Source organism: Paraburkholderia kirstenboschensis (genome assembly GCF_032806925.1).
Taxonomy (GTDB): domain Bacteria; phylum Pseudomonadota; class Gammaproteobacteria; order Burkholderiales; family Burkholderiaceae; genus Paraburkholderia; species Paraburkholderia kirstenboschensis.
On record NZ_CP136511.1, the window covers coordinates 1,543,366 to 1,560,774 of the forward strand.

Sequence of the window (17,409 nt, forward strand, 5' to 3'; positions counted from 1 at the left end):
CTCGATGGTTGAACAAACGTTGGGACGCCGAGGGATCGCGACCGCTTCCCTCAGTGCGGGAGAGCGTATTTTCGTGTTGAGCGTCTGATTGCGAGGTGGCGGGGAGATGTCATTTCGGACATCTTGGGGAGGCAAGCACAGATTGCGCCGTTGGTTTGCGGACGGAAGGCGGACGCGGCGCGAGCCAGGGCGCGCCGTCTTGAGCGGATCAGCTAACGGAACTCTGCGAGAAAAGAATGCCGCGCGATTGCGCGGCACGGCGACTCAGGGTGTCACTCGGTAACGCAAGGAAAGTAAAGCGTGAAGGTCGTCAAGCCGGTGCGGCTCACGACGTCGACCCGGCCACGATGCAACTCCATGATCGATCGCACGATGGCGAGGCCCAGTCCCATGTTTTTCGCCGACCCTTGCCGCGCGGAATTGACTCGATAAAAGCGGTCGAAGATCTTGTCGATATGCTCGGGCGGGATGGTCTGGCCGGTGTTCGTGACTTCCACGGCGACATACTCGTCAGACCGGTAGGCGCGCAGCGCGATCTTCGATTCGGCGTCAGCATGCGCAAGCGCGTTCGATACCAGGTTGCTGAGGGCGCGTCGAAGCATCGACGGATCGGCGCGAACCTGGATCGCGCCGTCGATGGCGAATTGGACGCCCTTGTTCTCGGCCACTCCTTCAAAGTACGAGGTGAGCCTTGCGAACTCTTCATGGCAATCGAGTACGCCCAGCCGAAGCAGTTCCTTTGAATGGTCCGCTCGCGCGAGGAACAGCATGGTCTCGATCATCCGTTGAAGGCGCTGGCATTCTTCGATGTTCGAGTCGATCAGTGTTTCGTACTCCTCGGTGGATCGCTCACGCGAAAGAGTGATTTCCGATGCGCTGATCATGTTGGCAAGCGGAGTGCGCATATCGTGCGCCAGATCGGACGAGAACTGCGAGAGTTGCGCAAATGCACGTTGAAGCCTGTCGAGCATCCGGTTCACCGGACCCGCGATGTCATGGAGTTCGACGGGTCCGCAGCCGATATCGAGGCGCTCACCAAGATTGTGGGCTTCAATGCGCGAGATTCGTTGGCCGATGGTTTTGACCGGCCTCAATCCCCGCTTTGCGATGGCGTAGCCGAGCAGACCCATCAGCGCGGAACCACCGAGGAGCACGAGCCATACATCGCCTTGATAATCGCGAAGGACGGAGTAGCGTTCCTTCGCTTCATGGGCGAGCAGCACGCGAATCGGTTCACCTGAAGGCAACGTTTCGTCGCCGAATACGCAGCGAGAAGGCCCGATGGACGGGGGAGAGCATGAATAAGTCTGTTGTTCTGCCGGATTGCCAGACCCAATCGAACGCAAGGGCTGGTCCCCACGGCTCAGGTCGGCCAATATCCTTCCTTGACCATCCAGTATGGCGAATGAGATTGCGGGATGCGCGAGCAAGGCCTCGCGAAACACGCCGCTATTTTTGCCGATCGCCTCTGCCGAGCCGTATCCGCGGGCTGCGGCGAGAAACCCGCCGAGCTGGACTGAAATCTCGCTGTCGTCGCGGTCCATGAGTTGGCTCGACAGCGAATGATAGAGAAGGGCGCCGGCCAGCGAGAGCACCAGTACGGCGACGACGGTAAAAGCGACACTCAGACGCCTGAGCAGCGAGTACGCTCCGTCGGCGGCAGTACCGCGCGAATCCGCGCAAGAAATTCGGAGTAGACGGACGGCTTCGCCAGGTAATCGTCCGCCCCCGATTCAAGTCCGGCGACCTTGTCTTCGACCGCGTCGCGCGCCGTCAGGAGGAGGACGGGTGTGCGTTTTTTCGCTCGCAGGCGCTTGAGCACCTCAAACCCGTCGATGCCCGGGAGCATGACGTCGAGTACGATGAGATCGTAGTCTTCATGGAGCGCGAGGAACAAACCGTCGTTGCCATCGCTCGATACATCGACGATGAAGCTTGCCTCCATCAGCCCTTTGCGGAGATACGAGGCCATCTTCGGTTCGTCCTCGACGATCAGGATACGCATGATAAAAACCCTTTCGCACAGCAAGTCGTGCATTCAATGCAGATAGCACACGACGCTAAGCGCATCTGCGCAGCGGGTCGCGTTGAGCCGGAGTTCATTGGGTAGCGTACGCTACGTCTAAACTTAGCGCCGCTGCGCGCCGCGACGCAATTTCAAGCAAATACCAAGGAATGGGCAGTGTCGCCGCAGGCTGTGTAGAGCCTTTTATGCCCCAGCGGCGAATGCGTGATTTGCAAGGTCTTCTTGTTTCTCGCGACGGTGGCAGGAGGACGGCCATACCGCTTGTACATTAACAATCCACCGCGCGGACCGGAAAACTTCCTCGCCCACCTGCTGCCAGGTCATGCTTTGCACGGTGCGACTTTCCTGGTCTCAACCATGCAAGCTGAGGCAAGGACTACCAGGTTAAAGGCCAATACTGGCAACTCTATTGGCATCGCCTCGGCAGTGCTCTCCGAAACGGCAGTCAGCTATTCACGGCCTTCCGGCCTCGGAGTCAGCCACATAGCGATTTTTCTGCCGGCGGTTCGTCGGCCTATCGCGACGCGTGTGACCTGCCCGCTGTCGTGTTCGGTGAACGTCCGCGTCTCATAGATGCAAGGAACAAGTGGCGGCCACTCCGGGAATCGAAATCCAAACATGACGTCGATGTAATGCAAGCGTCAGGACACGTCCACCTTCGCTATGCACGATAACTGTTGCTCACTCCCGTTGCGACGAGGAAGGCGATCAGCGGTTTCGGTCACCGATCGAAGCCGACCATACCCACGTTTATGAGGTAATTCACGATGAAGTCGCATTTTTATGCTGCCCTGGTTACTGGGCTGCTCGCGCTCCCGACCGTCTCCTTCGCTCAGGACGCTAGTGTGTCAGTGACGCGTGCGGACGTACAGGCGGATCTGATCAGGTTGGAACAGGCTGGCTACCGGCCGAGCAAACTGAACTATCCGGCTGATATCCAGACGGCAGAGACCCACCTCAACGCGCAGAACGTCACGGCATCGGGCAACACCGATGTGGGGGGCGTGTCGAATGGCTCTTCGCAGGTGAGTGCGCCCACGACAATCGTGGGCGCCCACTCGATCTATTCCCATCACTGAGATTGATCGTCAGTGCACGCGGTGACCATCAGGGTGGCAATGCGGATCTTTTTTATGGCCTAGATCAATCGGTTTGGTTAAGTTATGCGGGAGGCGCGAGCGGGAATGAAAACCAGGCTCAATTTGACAATGTGGTTGCCTAACCTGAAAGCGCCAGAGACCGTGCGTGCTTTTCGTGCGCATCTGATAGTCGCGTCAGCGGCGGCGATGTTGATCCAGTTGATTGCCTTGACAGCCATTTTTGTAGCTGGCGTACCGGAGCACTTCTTTGAGACAGGCATATTCCATCTGGCAGCGGCGGTGTTGATACTCAGCATGGTCGCAGTGACGAGGTACTTTGCGCGGAGCGCCTTCTTAGCTGCCATCGATCGAAACGACGTGACATTTCTCGGCGCTCAACGCCGGGTCGTATCGGTTTCGGCAACTTGTCCGAGGCGCAAACTTGTTATCCTTCACGCCAGATTCTCCGGGTTTGTGGGAGACGTCTTCAGTGAGTAGATTGGCAGACTATCCGTATGAGTCCAATTGTGACCGTACTTGAGCGCGCGCCGATGTCGCGTGACGAGATCTATCACCAGCTCGAGGATTTCTATAAGCGTTTCTATTTGCGGCCGTCGAAGATCTGCGAAATTCTGCGTGAAATGCTGACGAGCTGGGACATGATGAAACGGCGCTTACGCGAAGGCGTCGAATCTTTCCGCTTCCTGCGCGCGCACGAAGCGTGATGACAAACACGTACACCGTGCATCGGAAGCCCCAGCGCAAGCTGATCCACACGGCCGATGACTTCGACCTGCATTCGCGTGTGAATGAAGCTGTCGAGCGCGCGGGCCGGCACGGCGTGCTGACCGCCGCCAGTCTGATGGTCTGCGCGCCAGCTGCACGCTGCATGGCGCCAATGCACCGACGATGGAGCCAAGTTAAACGTGCAGGCTGAAAAGACCATTCTACGAACGGCAGGCATTGCTCCTGCTTGGGAATGGAGGTCTCCCATCTCCGTATGACCGGCTTCCGGTAACGGATCCCCGACATCGTCGCCAAGACTCGAACACTAGTTTCCTGGATGCCTCGAGGTATCCAAAAGTATAAAAGCACTATGTCCACGTAGAACTGCAGCGGCCGTTCGTAGAATAGTTTTCTTAGAGTCGTCCGTCTATCTTGGTTCCATGGACTTAGCGATTTCATTTGAATGTCAGCCATGTAAAACGTTCTGCATAACTGCGTTTATATCGGCAGCAACGCGTACGCCGAGTACACGTTCGTCCCCTGGTTGAATAAGAACGTGTATCGCCGGACTGTTGAACTTAGCAGCATCTGTATCCAGTGAGGGCACGATGAGGACGAAGGTAAGAGATTTGCTCGATCCGCGCCGAGATGATCCGACGCCCGCAGAACTGCGGATGTTGAACGCGAACATCAGCGGCGTCGACGTCGCCGATCAACACGAGGACTGCTGACATGAACGCGCTCGAAAAGTGGCACAACCGACCGCTGCAGGTCCGTGTATTGGATCGCTGCGATGAATGCGGCGACTTGAAGGATGACGTTCGGAAGCACGTGAGCCTTTGGCCGACTATTACCGCCGTCTGCTGTGCGAAGTGCTTCGCCGAAATGACCGCGGAGTGCAGCGGATTTGCGGTCTGCCAGTAGCCAACCATGACTGGAATGAGATGAACCCTTCCGCATCGGCGACGAAGGGCGCCACGGCCCCGTTGATGGCGAATGCACGAAGCTACTCACAGATAGGGAGATTGCCATGTTCACATATTCGATCCGTTATCGCGATGTCTGCGGCCGTTGGTCGGTTGCGTTCGCACAGGCCGCTTCACAGTCCGACGCTGAAGCGATTGCAACCTGCCGATACGGGCCTTTCCATTCTGTCAGCCGTTTCGGCTGACAGAAGAGTCGCATGACTAAGGCAGCGCAGAGGCTGGACCGCCACGCGATTGTGCCCACTCCTTGATAATTCGTTTCGCCATTGCGCTTCGGCGCTGAAATTCAGGGGAGGGCATTCTGCTCTCGTTGTCGCTTTTCCCGTCCTCCGTAACTCGCGACTTGCCCCATCGACTCCTCCGAATGGAACGAGGCCTTTCAATTGAACGGCCGCTTTCGATCGGGATGACTGTCCGAAGCGGGTCGGATACGGGGACGGCATCGGGCAGTGGTCGACCCACCTCCAGCCGTTCGCCAGTGCGCACAGAGAGAGGCTCAAACGGAGGCTTCACACCGAAACTATGCAATACGAACAGGACCATTAGGAAGACCGAGTTCCGCATGAAAGCCCTGATTTAGGGGAGTACATCAATGCGACAGACCACACGGTGACGGTAGAGGATAAGTACCTGATGAAGTTTCTGTCGTGGGGCATGAGGAAAATGATGATGATGAAAATCAGATACCCCCGCTTTACCGCCATCGAGTTGTGGGTCCTCGCCATCTCCATCATCATCGCAGCTGGAATACAGATATGAGTGAGACGCCGGGGTCTCATCAAGCACCGGGCGTGCAGGCATCGTCCGGCTCCGGTTGCGCCTCGGCGACGCTGTTCGGCTAGCTCAAGGTATGTGTCGGCTTCAGAGAGTTAGCGACAGGCCAGTTCGGCCACGACGTACGCGAGCGCTTGTGCGCCCAGACAAAGCTGGTGGGGCTCAGTATAGTCGGCGGCATTATGGCTGATGCCGGAACGGCTGGGCACAAAAAATCATCGCGGTGGGACACAGGTCCGCGACATACATCGCATCATGGAAGGCGCCCGACTTCAGCGTATCCGCGCCCCTTCGCCGGCGTTCGCCGCCACGCGCGAACCTCGCTCGATCAGATGGCGCCGCGCCTGCCAATCGAGCGGCGTCAAGGTTTCGCGGGCACCCCACCGTCGCTGCGGCTGCCGAACCCGGCCAACTCTGCGATAGCGTCGTTCAGCCGACGGCGGTCGACCGCATCTTGTGTGCGCGCAGCGGCTTCGGCCGCTGCCTGACTGACGTCACTACTGCTCATATCCTGATTACCTGAGATTGCATCTGTTTAAGCGAGGCGCTGGGCGTTAGCGCGCGCCCACTGCGTGTTCCAGCCGCGCGGCGGCTGACAGCGCCACCTCGTCGCGCCAGCGCGGGCCGATCACCGTGACACCGATCGGCAGTCCGGCTCGGCCCGTGCCGACCGGCACGTTCACGCAAGGATTGCCGAGCAGTGTCCACATACGGCTGAAGATCGGGTCGCCGGTGGAAGCGAGGCCCGCAGGCGCTTCACCGGGTGCGCTCGGCGCCAGCAGCACGTCGAATCGGTCGAACAGGGCTGCCAACGCATGACGGCCCTGCTCGGCCTGGACCTGCAAAGCCGCATAGCGGGCCCCGCCCACCGACGCTCCGGCCGCAAGCACGGCGCGAAACGGCTCGCTCAGATCGTTCGGGCGTGTCCGATACTCGGGCACGTACGCGAGCGACGCTTCGTAGCTCATGATCGCGCTCTGCACGTCGGCGAGATTGTCGCAAGCCTGCGGCAGCACCGCGTCGGCGACCGTTGCGCCGGCTGCCTCCAGCAAACGCGCCGCGTCGCCCAGCGCCTGGCGGCTGGCCGGCGTCGCGGAATCCCAGTACGGCGTCGAGCACACGCCGACCCGCAGCGAACCGGCCTTCTCAATGACGAACTCGCGCTGCGTGAGAATCCCCACGAAAAAGGCCGCGTCATCGACGCGGCGGGTCAGCACGCCGATCGTGTCGAGACTCGGCGACAGCGGCTTGATGCCGGCGGTAGGCAGCGTACCGAAGGTCGGCTTGTAGCCGACAATGCCGCAGAACGAAGCCGGACGCACGATCGACGCCGCGGTCTGCGTGCCGAATGCGACCGGCGCCATCCCGGCGGCCACAGCGGCGGCCGAGCCGCTCGACGAGCCACCCGGCGTGTGCGGTTCGTTCAGGCGGGGCGAGCGCGGGTTCACGGTCGGTCCTGGTTTGAACGTTGCAAATTCGGTCGTCACGGTCTTGCCCAGCACGATCCCGCCGGCGGCGCGTACCGCAGCCACCGCGGCCGCATCGACCATGGGGCGATGTGCCGCGTAGATCGGTGAGCCATAGCCGCTCGGCATGTCGGCGGTGTCCATTACGTCTTTGACAGCGACCGGCACCCCGGCAAGCGGCCCGGCTGCGCCGCCCGCGGCATCGATGCCGCGCGCCTGCGCAAGCGCCTGCGCCGCATCGAAGTATTGCCACACGTGCAGCACGGCCTCCTGTGCTTCGATTCGTTGGATATAGGCGCGTGCTACCGCTTGCGCGCTCAACGTGCGCTGCGCCACCTGCCGGGCGAGTTCGCGTACGCTCAATCCTGGAATGTCAGTCATAGCTTGTTTCCTGTAGTCAGGTGGTCAGGCGAAGTACGCGGCGCGCACCTCATTGTTTTGGGCCAACTGCTGCGCGGTGCCGGACGCAACGACGCGCCCTTGCGACAGCACGTAGCCGTAGTGTGAAATCGCCAGGGTCTGGTTGGCGTTCTGTTCGACGAGCGGCACGGTGGTGTCGAGGTCGTTGAACGTTCGATCGACACATCGTGCAGCACATCCGCCTTGTCGTAGCCCGCGCGCAGATTGCGGATCTGCAGATTGCTCATGCCGCCCTTCCCAGCTAGGCCGTTTGAACAACCGGATCGCCGAGGTTAGAAACTCAGGGTTTCGTGTGCCTTGACGATGTCGCCGGCCACCGTCTCGATCTGTTCGCGTTTGAGCATGGCCTGTGAGCGCAGCAGCTGATATGCATCTTCTTCAGACATGCCGCGCGAGTCCATTACGATCCGCGTGGCCTGCTGGATCACCCGAACCTTCGCCTGCTTCTGCTCGAGCCGCTCGATGTATCGCTCACGTGTGCGGGATGCCTTGAATTGCGTGAGTGCGACCGCGATGGCGGTCAATAGTCCAAACGAGCGGACCGGCGACGGGATCGTCGCGAACGCATTCAACCGCAGCACCGCTTCGATGGTGATCGGATTTTCGTAGGTCACGACCGGAATCACCGGCGGCGACATGCTGGTTCCGAGCCACGGATAATCGACTGACAGCGTCTCTGGGCGCATCGCCATGACGACGAGGCCGGTGTCGGAAGGTAGGCTGTCGAGGCGTGGCCAGCATACCTGCACGTCACAGCCGATGCGCTGAAGCTGCGCGAGCAACTCTTCACCGTCCTGATCCTGCGGATGAATCACAACGACTTTTAGCGAACGCAGGTCGCGCAGGATCGCCGGCGTCTGCGCGGTCCGCTTCATCGAACCTCTCCCGCGCGTGCGAGTTCAGGATGCGCATGCGCGGTCCACGCGGGCGTGCGGTGAGAGACGACGTAGGGATCGGCCTTCACGCGTTCAGGCGCACGCCCAATGATATCGAAACGGCCATGCACGTCGACCCGGCCGATCAACGGATGCAGGTATGTGTGGTTATTGTGCTCGTCGATACGCACGCGGCCTTGCGGCGCGTCGAACTCGAGTCCGGGCAACACGCGCAGCAACAGCGTCGGGTCGTCGGAGCCGACGCGGCGGATCGCATCCGCGAGCAGATGCATCTGGAAATAGGCCGCTTCCCAGCACATGTTGGTCGGCTGATCTTCGCCGAAGCGGGCCTGGTAGCGCGCGACGGCGTCGTGGTTCGCGGGTGTATCCACACTCTGGAAGTACGCGGCCGAGGTGATGTGTCCGTGTGCGAGGTCGTTTCCCATTAGCGCGATTTCGGCTTCACTGGTCATGTGGCTGGCGATAGGCGTGCGATACGGATCGAGCCCGACCTGCGCAAACGCACGGTACAGATGCGGAATACCTTCGCCGACTACCGTGGAGAAAATGAAGTCGGGTGCGAGTTGCTTGATCCGCTTTGCGACATCCAGATAACTCTCCCACGGCGCATCGAGCGGCAGATAGGTTTCGTCCACCTTTTCTCCGCCGCGTTCGAGGATCAGATCGCTCATCACGCGATTCGACTCGTAGGGGCACACATAGTCTGAACCGATCATGCTCACACGTGAGCCGAACTGCGTGAGCATGAAACCGGCGAGCGGAAGAGTGTTCTGATTGGGCGCCGCACCCGTGTAGATCACATTGCGGCTGTATTCGAAGCCTTCATACGGTGTCGCATAGAAGAGCAGCGCATTGTGCCGTTCGACAATCGGAATGACCGCCTTGCGCGTGCTGGACATATAACAGCCGACGATGACCCGAACCCGGTGTTCGAGAATGAGTTGCTCGGCGAGGTCGGAATAACGCCGCGGCTGGCATTGCGGATCTAGACAGACGAGTTCGATCTCGCGTCCTGACACGCCGCCTGCGCGATTGATCTCCTCCACCGCAAGCATGGTGGCTTGCAGTTGAGTGAGCTCCGCGGCTGAGGTCACGCCTGAACGTGAGTAGAGCACGCCAATTCTGATTGGGTCTGAGGTACGGCCAGCATCAATACGGGTCATTCGTCGAAACCGATGGTCGCTACGTTTGGGAAGTACGCTGCTTGTGCGTGTGGCACGCGTGTGGTGCGCACGCGCACCCTCTTTGTGCGGTGCTGAGCCAGTCAGCCGCGCAGACTGCTTTATTTATGATGCCCTCCGCCATGACCGGAACGCAACTGATCAATTCGACCCGGTTCACAAAAGGGTTTTGCGGCACGCATCCCGACCGACTGCAAAACCTGGCATAGCCATTGCTAATAGAGTCGCGCTGACTCGCCGTGCATAACGGGGGTCCACACTATCCATTTCGCTGTTCGAGACAAAGGCGTCTTGAGCGGCACCGGCCAAAAAAGCCCGAAACCAGCTTGTCTGGTTTCGGGCTTTTTGCGTTTGCGATTTCTAATCCATGTGGGAGTGAAGCAAATGAAAAGACGCACCTTCCTGTCGGCAGTCGGCTCCGGATTGGTGACCGCTGCGGGCACTGCGCTACCTAAGGCCGCGTTTGCCGCGGGAGCCAGCGATCCGATCAAGCTCGGCTTGCTGTTTTCGCAATCGGGCACGATGGCCAACGGCGAGTCGCTGCTAAAAGATACGGCACTGATGACGATCGATCAGATCAACGCCAAGGGCGGCGTGCTCGGGCGCAAGCTTCAGGGCGTCGTCGTCGATCCGGCCTCGGATTGGCCCATGTATGCGCAGCTCTCGAAGCAACTGATCCTGCGCGACAAATGCGCGGCGCTGTTCGGCTGCTGGACGTCGGTGTCGCGCAAGTCGGTGTTGCCGGTGGTCGAGTCGCAGGACAGTCTGCTGTTTTATCCGCTTCACTTCGAAGGCGAAGAGCAGTCGAAGAACGTCGTCTATCTGAACTCGCCGCCGAGCAGTTCGGTGCTCCCGGCGATCGATTACCTGATGAGTGACCAGGGCGGCGGCGCCCGGCGCTTCTACATGATCGGCAGCGACTACGTCTGGCCGCGCACGATCAACAAGATGCTCAAGGGCTATCTGAAGACCAAGAACATTCCTGACTCGGCATGGCGCGAACACTACGTTCCATTTGGGCAGTCGAACTTCCAGACCATCGTGCGCGACATCAAGGATTTCGCTGCGCAACCGGGCGGCCAGGCCATCGTAGTGATGACGGTGGTCGGCGATTCGATTCCGGCGATGTTCAAGGAAGCGATCAATCAGGGCGTGCGCGCCACCGATATTCCGATTCTTGGGCTGGACGTGGTCGACAGCGATCTGGAAGGTCTCGATACTAAGCCGCTGGTCGGCCACCTCAGCTGCTGGTGCTATTTCCAGAACGTCGATACGCCCCAGAACCGCCAGTTCAAGAGCGACTGGAAGAGCTACGTCAGCGCCCATAACCTGAAGCATCGGCCGGACATGGTGATCGACCCGATGGTGTCGACCTACCTCGGCATTCATCTGTGGGCGCAGGCTGCCGCGAAAGCGCAGTCCACCAGCACGGACGCGGTGCGCAAGGCGCTTGCCGGTCAGTCGATGGTCGATCCGGCGGGTTACACGGTGAAGGTGGATGCTTCGACGCAGTACTTGTGGCGTGGCGACATGATCGGCTCGATCAACGCGACTCAGGGCTTCGACATTTTGTGGAAGTCTAAAGACATCGAGAAGCCGGTGGCATTCAGCCCGTTCATCGGCAAGGCTTGACAGTCCCTGTCTGACAGTCAGCAGTTGTGGGATCGGCATACGCAAGCATGCCGATCCCCCTAGCAGGATCGAATGGAAACACCCATGATGAATTTCAGGCAGATCTTTCTCGCGATCGCTTGTCTGGCGGCTGTTTGGGCCACTACCGCGAGCGCCGCGCCGGGCCGCGCTGCGATGCTCACGTCGTTCTGCGCGACGAACGGCGATAAGGCCGCTGCGCTAGAGCAACTCGTCGAAGCCGGCGTGTCGGACGATACGCACGAGCGTGGGTGGGCGCGTCAGATCGTCGATGCGATTCGTAACGGCGCGCTGCTGTGCGGCGCCGATGGTCAAGCGACGCTGCAAGGAAGCCCTGCTCTCGACGCCGCGACCCTCCAGCCGCGCGCCAATGCGCCGGCGGATTCGCCCTATGTGCCGAGCATTGTGATGATGCGCAAGCTCGCAGTGGTGTCGGCGGAAATGGACCTGTTCTCGCCACAGCAAGGCACCCGCGCGACGGCCGCGCGGCAAGTCGACAAGTTCTTTGCATTGCTCGATCCCACTATCGTCGCCCGTGCTGTCATGGCGCAGCACGACCCGGATATCGCGACTGTTCTGAGGCTGGCGCTGGCTAAGCGCGGATTGAACAGTAACGTCAAGGCCGATCGCCTGGCGGCGATCGAGGCTGTGGCAGAGGTGCCGAGCGAAACCGCGCGTACCGCGCTGGCGAACTTTGCGGCGCAAAGCTCCGTGAGCTCGGATCCCGACGTGCTGGCTGCAGTGGAGGGCGCGATCCGCCACATGGACACGTGGCTGTCGCTCGGCAAGGGCTTGTCGATTCTGTTTAGCGGCTTGAGCTATGCCGGCGTGTTGTTGCTGACGGCGCTCGGTTTGTCGATCGTGTTCGGCCTGATGGGCGTGATCAATCTCGCGCATGGCGAATTCATCATGATCGGCGCGTACGCGACGTATCTCGTCGAACGTTTCATGCAGACGCATTTGCCGGGCTTGTTCGACGCCTACATTTTCGTTGCGATTCCCGTGGCGTTCGTGATCTGCGCAGCGTGCGGCATGTTGCTCGAATTCTTCGTCATCCGGTTTCTGTATCGCCGGCCGCTGGAGACGCTGCTCGCCACGTGGGCGGTCAGCATTGCGTTGATCAAGCTGATTCAGGTGCTGTTCGGCTCGCAGAACGTCGAGTTCATCACGCCCGGCTTTCTCAACGGCGGCATGCAGGTCGCGCCCGGCTTTTTCGTGACTTACAACCGCGTGTTTGCAATCGTACTCGCCGTGTTGATCTTCGTGGCGACCTTCGCCGTGGTCCGCTTCACGAAGCTTGGGTTGCTGATGCGCGCCACCACGCAACTGCGCGACATGGCGCGCTGCCTTGGCGTACCCGCCGAGCGCGTCGATCGCATCGCGTTCGGCCTGGGCGCTGGCCTCGCGGGACTGGCCGGCGTGGTGCTGACGCAGATTGCCAGCGTCAATCCGTCGATGGGCACGGGCTTCGTCGTCGACTCGTTCATGGTGGTGGTGCTCGGCGGTGCCGGCAGTCTCGCGGGAACAGTCGTGTCATCGCTCGCGCTCGGCGAAATCAACCAGTTTATCGAACCGTTCTATGGAGCAGTTGCCGCCAAGGTGGCTGTGCTTCTGCTCATCGTGCTGATTATCCAGAAGCGCCCGCAAGGACTCTTCGCATTGAAGACCCGCGTATGAATACCTTTCCTGATCCGCGTAACAGCGGGAGAGTCACCTTGTCGGCGTTCGCAACGAAATGGATGGGCCAGTCCGTGGAGGTCGGTATCGTCCCGGTGCTGGTCCTGCTGGCGCTCTATCTGCCCTTCGCCTATTTTGTCATTCCGGAGTCGAATGCGTTGCATCTGTCGCTGTTCGGCGTCAACCTGATCGGACAGATCATGTGTTTCGCGCTGCTCGCGCTGGCGCTCGATCTGGTCTGGGGTTATGCGGGCATCCTGAGCCTCGGGCATGGCATCTTCTTCGGCATAGGCGGCTATATGATGGCCATCTATCTGCTGAACGGCGCCTATGCCGAAACGCACGTCTTGCCGGACTTCATGCAATACATGGGCGCGAGCGACTTTCCCGCGGTATGGAAGATGCTTTCGCGGCTCGATGTGACGATCGTCGGCACGATCATCGTCACCGTGCTGGTCGCGGGTGCGTTCGGCTTTGTCACGTTCCGCTCGCGCATCAATGGCGTGTATCTGTCGATCATCACTCAGGCGCTCACGTATGCGCTGATGCTGCTGCTGTTCATCAACGACGTGGGCCTCGGTGGCAACAATGGCATGACCGGTTTCACGAGCATCGCCGGCCGCAAGCTTGCCGATACGTCCACGCAGATAGGCCTCGCCGTGTGTTCGTGCCTGCTACTGGTGGTGGCCTATGTCGGCGTGCGCTTTCTCGCGCGCTCCAGTTTTGGCAGGGCGCTAATCGCGGTGCGCGACGACGAGGCGCGGATGCGTTTTCTCGGCTACCGCACGCATACGCTGAAGCTCTTCGCGTGGTGTCTCTCGGCGGTCCTCGCGGCGTTTGCGGGAATGCTGTATGTGCCGCAGGTCGGCATCGTCAACCCGACTATCGTATCGCCACAACTGTCCGTCGAGATTGCCGTATGGGTGGCCATCGGTGGGCGCGGCACCCTGATCGGCGCGATCGTCGGCGCTATCGTGGTCAACGGATTGAAGTTCTGGCTGACGGCGCAACTGCCGGCGATGTGGCCGTTCATTCTTGCCGGCGTGACGCTCGTGATCGTCGTCTATTTCAGCAATGGCGTGTGGGGTACGCTCAAGGCCGCCGGCAGCGAAAGCAGGGGGGGCGGCCAATGAACCAGCCACAACCGGCCACCGCTATCTACATCAGCGGCCTGTCTGTCACGTTTTCCGGCTTCGCGGCGATCACCAATCTGTCGATGGAGTTCCGTTACGGCGAGATCCGCGCCATCATCGGTCCGAACGGTGCGGGCAAGACGACCTTGATGGACGTCATCACGGGAAAGACCCGGCCCACCGGCGGCGAGGTCTTTCTGAACAAGGTCACGAACCTCGCGACGCTCGACGAAACGTCCATCGCGCGCCTGGGCATCGGCCGCAAGTTCCAGAAGCCGAGCGTGTTCGAAGCGTTGCGGGTTCGCGAAAACCTCGAACTGGCGATTCGCAACGGTCGCGGATATGCGGAAATGGTTCGCTCGCGCCTCGGCGCACAGCAGAACCGGCGCATCGACGAAGTGCTCGAGACGGTCGGGCTCGCGCACGAAGGGCATCGGATCGCCGGCACGCTGTCGCACGGCCAGAAGCAGTGGCTCGAAATCGGCATGCTGCTTGTCGCCGATCCGCAGGTGATCCTGCTCGACGAACCGGTTGCCGGCATGACCGACCACGAAACCGCACGCACCGCCGAACTGATCGCGCGGCTCAAGTCACCCGAGCGGGCGGTGGTCGTGATCGAGCACGACATGGATTTTGTCGGCGAGATCGCGGACCTCGTCAGCGTGTTGCATGAAGGGCAGCTGCTCGGCGAGGGATCGATGGAGAGGGTGCGCAACGATCCACGCGTGATTCAGGTTTATCTCGGACGGTGAAGATGCTGAAGATTTCCGCACTCAATCAGTTTTACGGCAGCAGCCACACGTTGCGCGACGTGTCGCTGAACGTGGCCGAAGGCGCCTGTACCGTCGTACTCGGCCGAAACGGCGTGGGCAAGACGACTTTGCTGAAGTGCCTCGTCGGGTTGCTGCCGGTCAAAGGCGGCGAAATCGAACTGGCGGGCCGGCCGCTGACGCGCACGCCGTCGCACCGGCGCGTACTGGCGGGTCTGGGCTACGTGCCGCAAGGACGCGAGATTTTTCCGCAACTCAGCGTCGAGGAAAACCTGCGCATCGGCGCCTACGCGGGCGAGAGCAATCAGACCGCCAAGGGCAAGCAATTTTCCTTCGATGACGTCTTTCATACCTTTCCTGTGCTGAAGACGATGCGCCGGCGCATTGCAGGGAATCTGTCCGGCGGACAGCAGCAGCAGCTTGCGATTGGCCGGGCGCTTCTGACCAATCCAAAGCTGCTGATTCTCGACGAGCCGACCGAGGGCATCCAGCCCTCGATCGTGATGGAGATCGAGGCGGTGATCCGTTCGCTGAAAGGATCGCTGTCGATCCTGCTGGTAGAACAATTTTTCGATTTCGCGCAGGCGGTAGCCGACGACTATGTCGTGCTGGTACGCGGCCAGGTCGTGTCGGCGGGGGCCGGGGACCAGATGGAAGCCAATAACGTTAGAGCGTTGATTTCAGTGTGATGCGGCGTCAGCGTTGCGCTCATTCACATCGACAACGCACATTTGAACAGGAACACCATGATGAACTGGCTCGAACAATCGATCATGTACACGCGCGGCGTCGCACGCGGCCAAGTGCGCGAAACGCATGAACTCAGCGAATCCCGTCAGGGCACATTTCACTACACCATCGGACCGTACTCGACGCCGGTGATGAACATCGCCCCGGGCGACCGGGTTGTGGTTCAGACACGCGACGCATTTGACGGCAAGATTCTTACGGAACAGGATCTGCCGAGTCAGAAGCTGCGGGTGCCGTTCCTGAATCCGCAAAGCGGCCCGATCATGATCGAAGGCGCGGAGAAGGGCGACGTGGTTGCGGTGTACATCGAATCGATGCTGCCGCGCGGCGACAATCCGCGCGGCACCTGCTGCCTGATTCCGCGTTTCGGCGCGCTGACCGGTACGGAATATACGGCAACGCTCAATGAGCCGCTGCCCGAGATCACCCGCAAGATCGACGTGGACGAAGAAGGCGTCTACTGGAGCAAGCGCGTCACGCTGCCGTACAAGCCGCATATCGGCACACTGAGCCTGTCGCCGGAAATCGACTCGATCAATTCGCTCACGCCGGACAACCACGGCGGCAATATGGACGTGCCCGACATGGGCCCGGGCAGCATCACCTATCTGCCGGTGCGCTCCGCCGGTGCGCGGCTCTTTATCGGCGACGCGCACGCTTGCCAGGGCGACGGCGAAGTGTGCGGCACCGCCGTCGAATTCTCCAGCACAACCACGATCCACGTCGATCTGATCAAGGGTTGGCACATCGAATGGCCGCGCCTCGAAACCGATGAGCTGCTGATGGCGATCGGCAGTGCGCGCCCGCTTGAAGACGCGACGCGCATCGCGTACCACGAATTGGTGCTCTGGATGGAAAAGGAATATGGCTTCGACCGCTGGGATGCCTACATGATGCTCAGTCAGTGCGGCAGGGTGCGGCTGGGCAATTTCGTCGACCCGAAGTATTCGGTCGGTGCGGCGATCAGCAAGAAATATCTCGCACCGGCGGCCTGAGGAGACACCACCGTGGATTTGAAACTCAAAGGTTTGAAGGCACTCGTAACCGGCGGCACCAAGGGTATCGGCCGCGCCATTGCGCAAACGCTGGCAGCCGAAGGCGCGGACGTCGCGCTCTGCGCGCGTGACGGCGCCGTGGTCGAACAGACGGTGGCCGGCATCGTGCAGGTCACCGGTGGTGTAGTCAAGGTGTGCGGCGCCTCGGTCGACGTTTCTAACGGTCCGGCGTTGCAGGCCTGGACACGCGACGCCGCCGCGCAACTGGGCGGTATCGACATCGTGGTCGCCAATGTGAGCGCGCTGTCGATCGGGAACGATCTCGAATCATGGCGCAAGGAGTTTGAAACCGACTTGATGGGCACGGTCAACCTGGTCGACGCCGCGCTGCCGTTTCTCGAAGCGAGCAAGGCCGCCTCGATCATCGCGATATCGAGCGTGTCCGGCCGTGAAATTGACTTCGCCGCCGGCCCTTACGGGACCTTCAAGGCGGCGCTGATTCACTACATGCAGGGCCTCGCGTACCACCTCGCGCCGAAGGGCATCCGTGCGAACGCCGTGTCGCCGGGGAACGTCTATTTCGAAGGCGGCGTGTGGGATCACATCGAACACAACGACCCGAAGCTGTTCGCGGAAGCACTCGCGTTGAATCCCAGCGGACGCATGGCGTGTCCGCAGGAGATCGCGAACGCGGTCGCGTTCGTCGCGAGTCCGGCGGCGAGCTTCGTGAGCGGGGCGAATCTCGTAGTGGATGGCGCGCTCACGCGCGGGGTGCAGCTCTAAGTGCCGCAAAGCCGCGTCTAAAGTTGATTCGACATAAAACCTAGGAGCCTTGACGATAATGAAAAGAATCTCTTCCCTTCTGACTGCCGGCCGCTCA

The 17,409-nt window shown here is 60.6% G+C and carries 13 protein-coding genes and 5 pseudogenes; 11 read left to right on the forward strand and 7 right to left on the reverse strand.

The features are described 5' to 3' along the window. Positions 1-272: 272 nt before the first annotated feature. Both RW095_RS07530 and RW095_RS07535 read right to left on the reverse strand, forming a co-directional pair. On the reverse strand, positions 273-1,688 hold the full coding sequence (locus RW095_RS07530) for a heavy metal sensor histidine kinase (protein WP_317016642.1): 1,416 nt from the start codon (positions 1,686-1,688) through the stop codon (positions 273-275). Continuing rightward, positions 1,661-2,005 (reverse strand): annotated as a pseudogene (locus RW095_RS07535) (response regulator); the annotation flags it as partial. The gene RW095_RS07530 and the pseudogene RW095_RS07535, both read right to left, overlap by 28 nt. 788 nt (positions 2,006-2,793) lie before the next feature. Between RW095_RS07535 and RW095_RS07540 the strand changes: the two are divergent. From RW095_RS07540 to RW095_RS07555, 4 genes and pseudogenes are all read left to right on the forward strand, one after another. Beyond that, positions 2,794-3,105, forward strand: a complete 312-nt coding sequence (locus RW095_RS07540) for a DUF4148 domain-containing protein (protein ID WP_317015458.1) — start codon at positions 2,794-2,796, stop codon at positions 3,103-3,105. Positions 3,106-3,210: 105 nt separating this feature from the next. After that, on the forward strand, positions 3,211-3,603 hold the full coding sequence (locus RW095_RS07545; protein WP_317015460.1) for a hypothetical protein: 393 nt from the start codon (positions 3,211-3,213) through the stop codon (positions 3,601-3,603). 53 nt (positions 3,604-3,656) lie between these two features. Next, a pseudogene (locus RW095_RS07550) lies at positions 3,657-3,830 on the forward strand (hopanoid biosynthesis associated radical SAM protein HpnJ); the annotation flags it as partial. Beyond that, positions 3,830-4,015, forward strand: a pseudogene (locus RW095_RS07555) (ChbG/HpnK family deacetylase); the annotation flags it as partial. The pseudogenes RW095_RS07550 and RW095_RS07555, both read left to right, overlap by 1 nt. 1,671 nt (positions 4,016-5,686) lie before the next feature. On the opposite strand, the pseudogene RW095_RS41745 reads toward RW095_RS07555, so the two are convergent. The 5 genes and pseudogenes from RW095_RS41745 to RW095_RS07580 form a co-directional block, all read right to left on the reverse strand. Next, positions 5,687-5,867 (reverse strand): annotated as a pseudogene (locus tag RW095_RS41745) (M20 family metallo-hydrolase); the annotation flags it as partial. 278 nt (positions 5,868-6,145) lie between these two features. Further along, positions 6,146-7,438: an amidase gene (locus RW095_RS07565; RefSeq protein WP_317015463.1), complete on the reverse strand. Its 1,293-nt coding sequence runs from the start codon at positions 7,436-7,438 to the stop codon at positions 6,146-6,148. A gap of 24 nt (positions 7,439-7,462) precedes the next feature. Then, a pseudogene (locus tag RW095_RS07570) lies at positions 7,463-7,618 on the reverse strand (ABC transporter ATP-binding protein); the annotation flags it as partial. A 131-nt stretch (positions 7,619-7,749) separates the two neighbouring features. Next, entirely contained in the window at positions 7,750-8,352 is a 603-nt protein-coding gene (locus RW095_RS07575; protein ID WP_317015465.1) for an ANTAR domain-containing response regulator, read from the reverse strand. Next, positions 8,349-9,536, reverse strand: a complete 1,188-nt coding sequence (locus RW095_RS07580; RefSeq protein ID WP_317015466.1) for a transporter substrate-binding domain-containing protein — start codon at positions 9,534-9,536, stop codon at positions 8,349-8,351. Before RW095_RS07580 ends, RW095_RS07575 begins: the two co-directional genes overlap by 4 nt. A gap of 402 nt (positions 9,537-9,938) precedes the next feature. Between RW095_RS07580 and RW095_RS07585 the strand changes: the two genes are divergently transcribed. The 7 genes from RW095_RS07585 (at position 9,939) to RW095_RS07615 (ending at position 17,312) form a co-directional block, all read left to right on the forward strand. Beyond that, a complete protein-coding gene (locus tag RW095_RS07585; protein WP_317015468.1) occupies positions 9,939-11,186 on the forward strand; it encodes an urea ABC transporter substrate-binding protein in 1,248 nt (415 codons plus the stop codon). Positions 11,187-11,270: 84 nt separating this feature from the next. Continuing rightward, positions 11,271-12,881 carry an urea ABC transporter permease subunit UrtB gene (urtB, locus tag RW095_RS07590; protein WP_317015469.1) on the forward strand — a complete coding sequence of 537 codons (1,611 nt, stop codon included), beginning with the start codon at positions 11,271-11,273 and terminating at the stop codon, positions 12,879-12,881. Further along, positions 12,878-14,014, forward strand: a complete 1,137-nt coding sequence (urtC, locus tag RW095_RS07595) for an urea ABC transporter permease subunit UrtC (protein ID WP_317015471.1) — start codon at positions 12,878-12,880, stop codon at positions 14,012-14,014. The genes urtB and urtC overlap by 4 nt, the downstream gene beginning before the upstream one ends. Next, the gene (urtD, locus tag RW095_RS07600; protein WP_317015472.1) at positions 14,011-14,766 is read left to right on the forward strand and encodes an urea ABC transporter ATP-binding protein UrtD; all 756 of its coding nucleotides are present in this window, start codon (positions 14,011-14,013) and stop codon (positions 14,764-14,766) included. The genes urtC and urtD overlap by 4 nt, the downstream gene beginning before the upstream one ends. 2 nt (positions 14,767-14,768) lie before the next feature. Further along, positions 14,769-15,473: an urea ABC transporter ATP-binding subunit UrtE gene (urtE, locus tag RW095_RS07605; protein ID WP_317015474.1), complete on the forward strand. Its 705-nt coding sequence runs from the start codon at positions 14,769-14,771 to the stop codon at positions 15,471-15,473. Positions 15,474-15,533: 60 nt separating this feature from the next. Continuing rightward, positions 15,534-16,529, forward strand: a complete 996-nt coding sequence (locus RW095_RS07610; RefSeq protein WP_317016643.1) for an acetamidase/formamidase family protein — start codon at positions 15,534-15,536, stop codon at positions 16,527-16,529. Positions 16,530-16,541: 12 nt separating this feature from the next. Continuing rightward, positions 16,542-17,312, forward strand: a complete 771-nt coding sequence (locus RW095_RS07615) for an SDR family NAD(P)-dependent oxidoreductase (protein WP_317015475.1) — start codon at positions 16,542-16,544, stop codon at positions 17,310-17,312. Positions 17,313-17,409 lie beyond the last annotated feature (97 nt).

Bases quoted from the DNA above. Each gene is read 5' to 3' on its own strand.
- RW095_RS07540 (WP_317015458.1), top strand. From the start codon at position 2,794: ATGAAGTCGCATTTTTATGCTGCCCTGGTTACTGGGCTGCTCGCGCTC.
- urtE (WP_317015474.1), top strand. From the start codon at position 14,769: ATGCTGAAGATTTCCGCACTCAATCAGTTTTACGGCAGCAGCCACACG.
- RW095_RS07610 (WP_317016643.1), top strand. From the start codon at position 15,534: ATGAACTGGCTCGAACAATCGATCATGTACACGCGCGGCGTCGCACGC.
- urtC (WP_317015471.1), top strand. From the start codon at position 12,878: ATGAATACCTTTCCTGATCCGCGTAACAGCGGGAGAGTCACCTTGTCG.
- RW095_RS07545 (WP_317015460.1), top strand. From the start codon at position 3,211: ATGAAAACCAGGCTCAATTTGACAATGTGGTTGCCTAACCTGAAAGCG.
- RW095_RS07585 (WP_317015468.1), top strand. From the start codon at position 9,939: ATGAAAAGACGCACCTTCCTGTCGGCAGTCGGCTCCGGATTGGTGACC.
- urtD (WP_317015472.1), top strand. From the start codon at position 14,011: ATGAACCAGCCACAACCGGCCACCGCTATCTACATCAGCGGCCTGTCT.
- RW095_RS07575 (WP_317015465.1), bottom strand. From the start codon at position 8,352: ATGAAGCGGACCGCGCAGACGCCGGCGATCCTGCGCGACCTGCGTTCG.
- urtB (WP_317015469.1), top strand. From the start codon at position 11,271: ATGATGAATTTCAGGCAGATCTTTCTCGCGATCGCTTGTCTGGCGGCT.
- RW095_RS07565 (WP_317015463.1), bottom strand. From the start codon at position 7,438: ATGACTGACATTCCAGGATTGAGCGTACGCGAACTCGCCCGGCAGGTG.
- RW095_RS07580 (WP_317015466.1), bottom strand. From the start codon at position 9,536: ATGACCCGTATTGATGCTGGCCGTACCTCAGACCCAATCAGAATTGGC.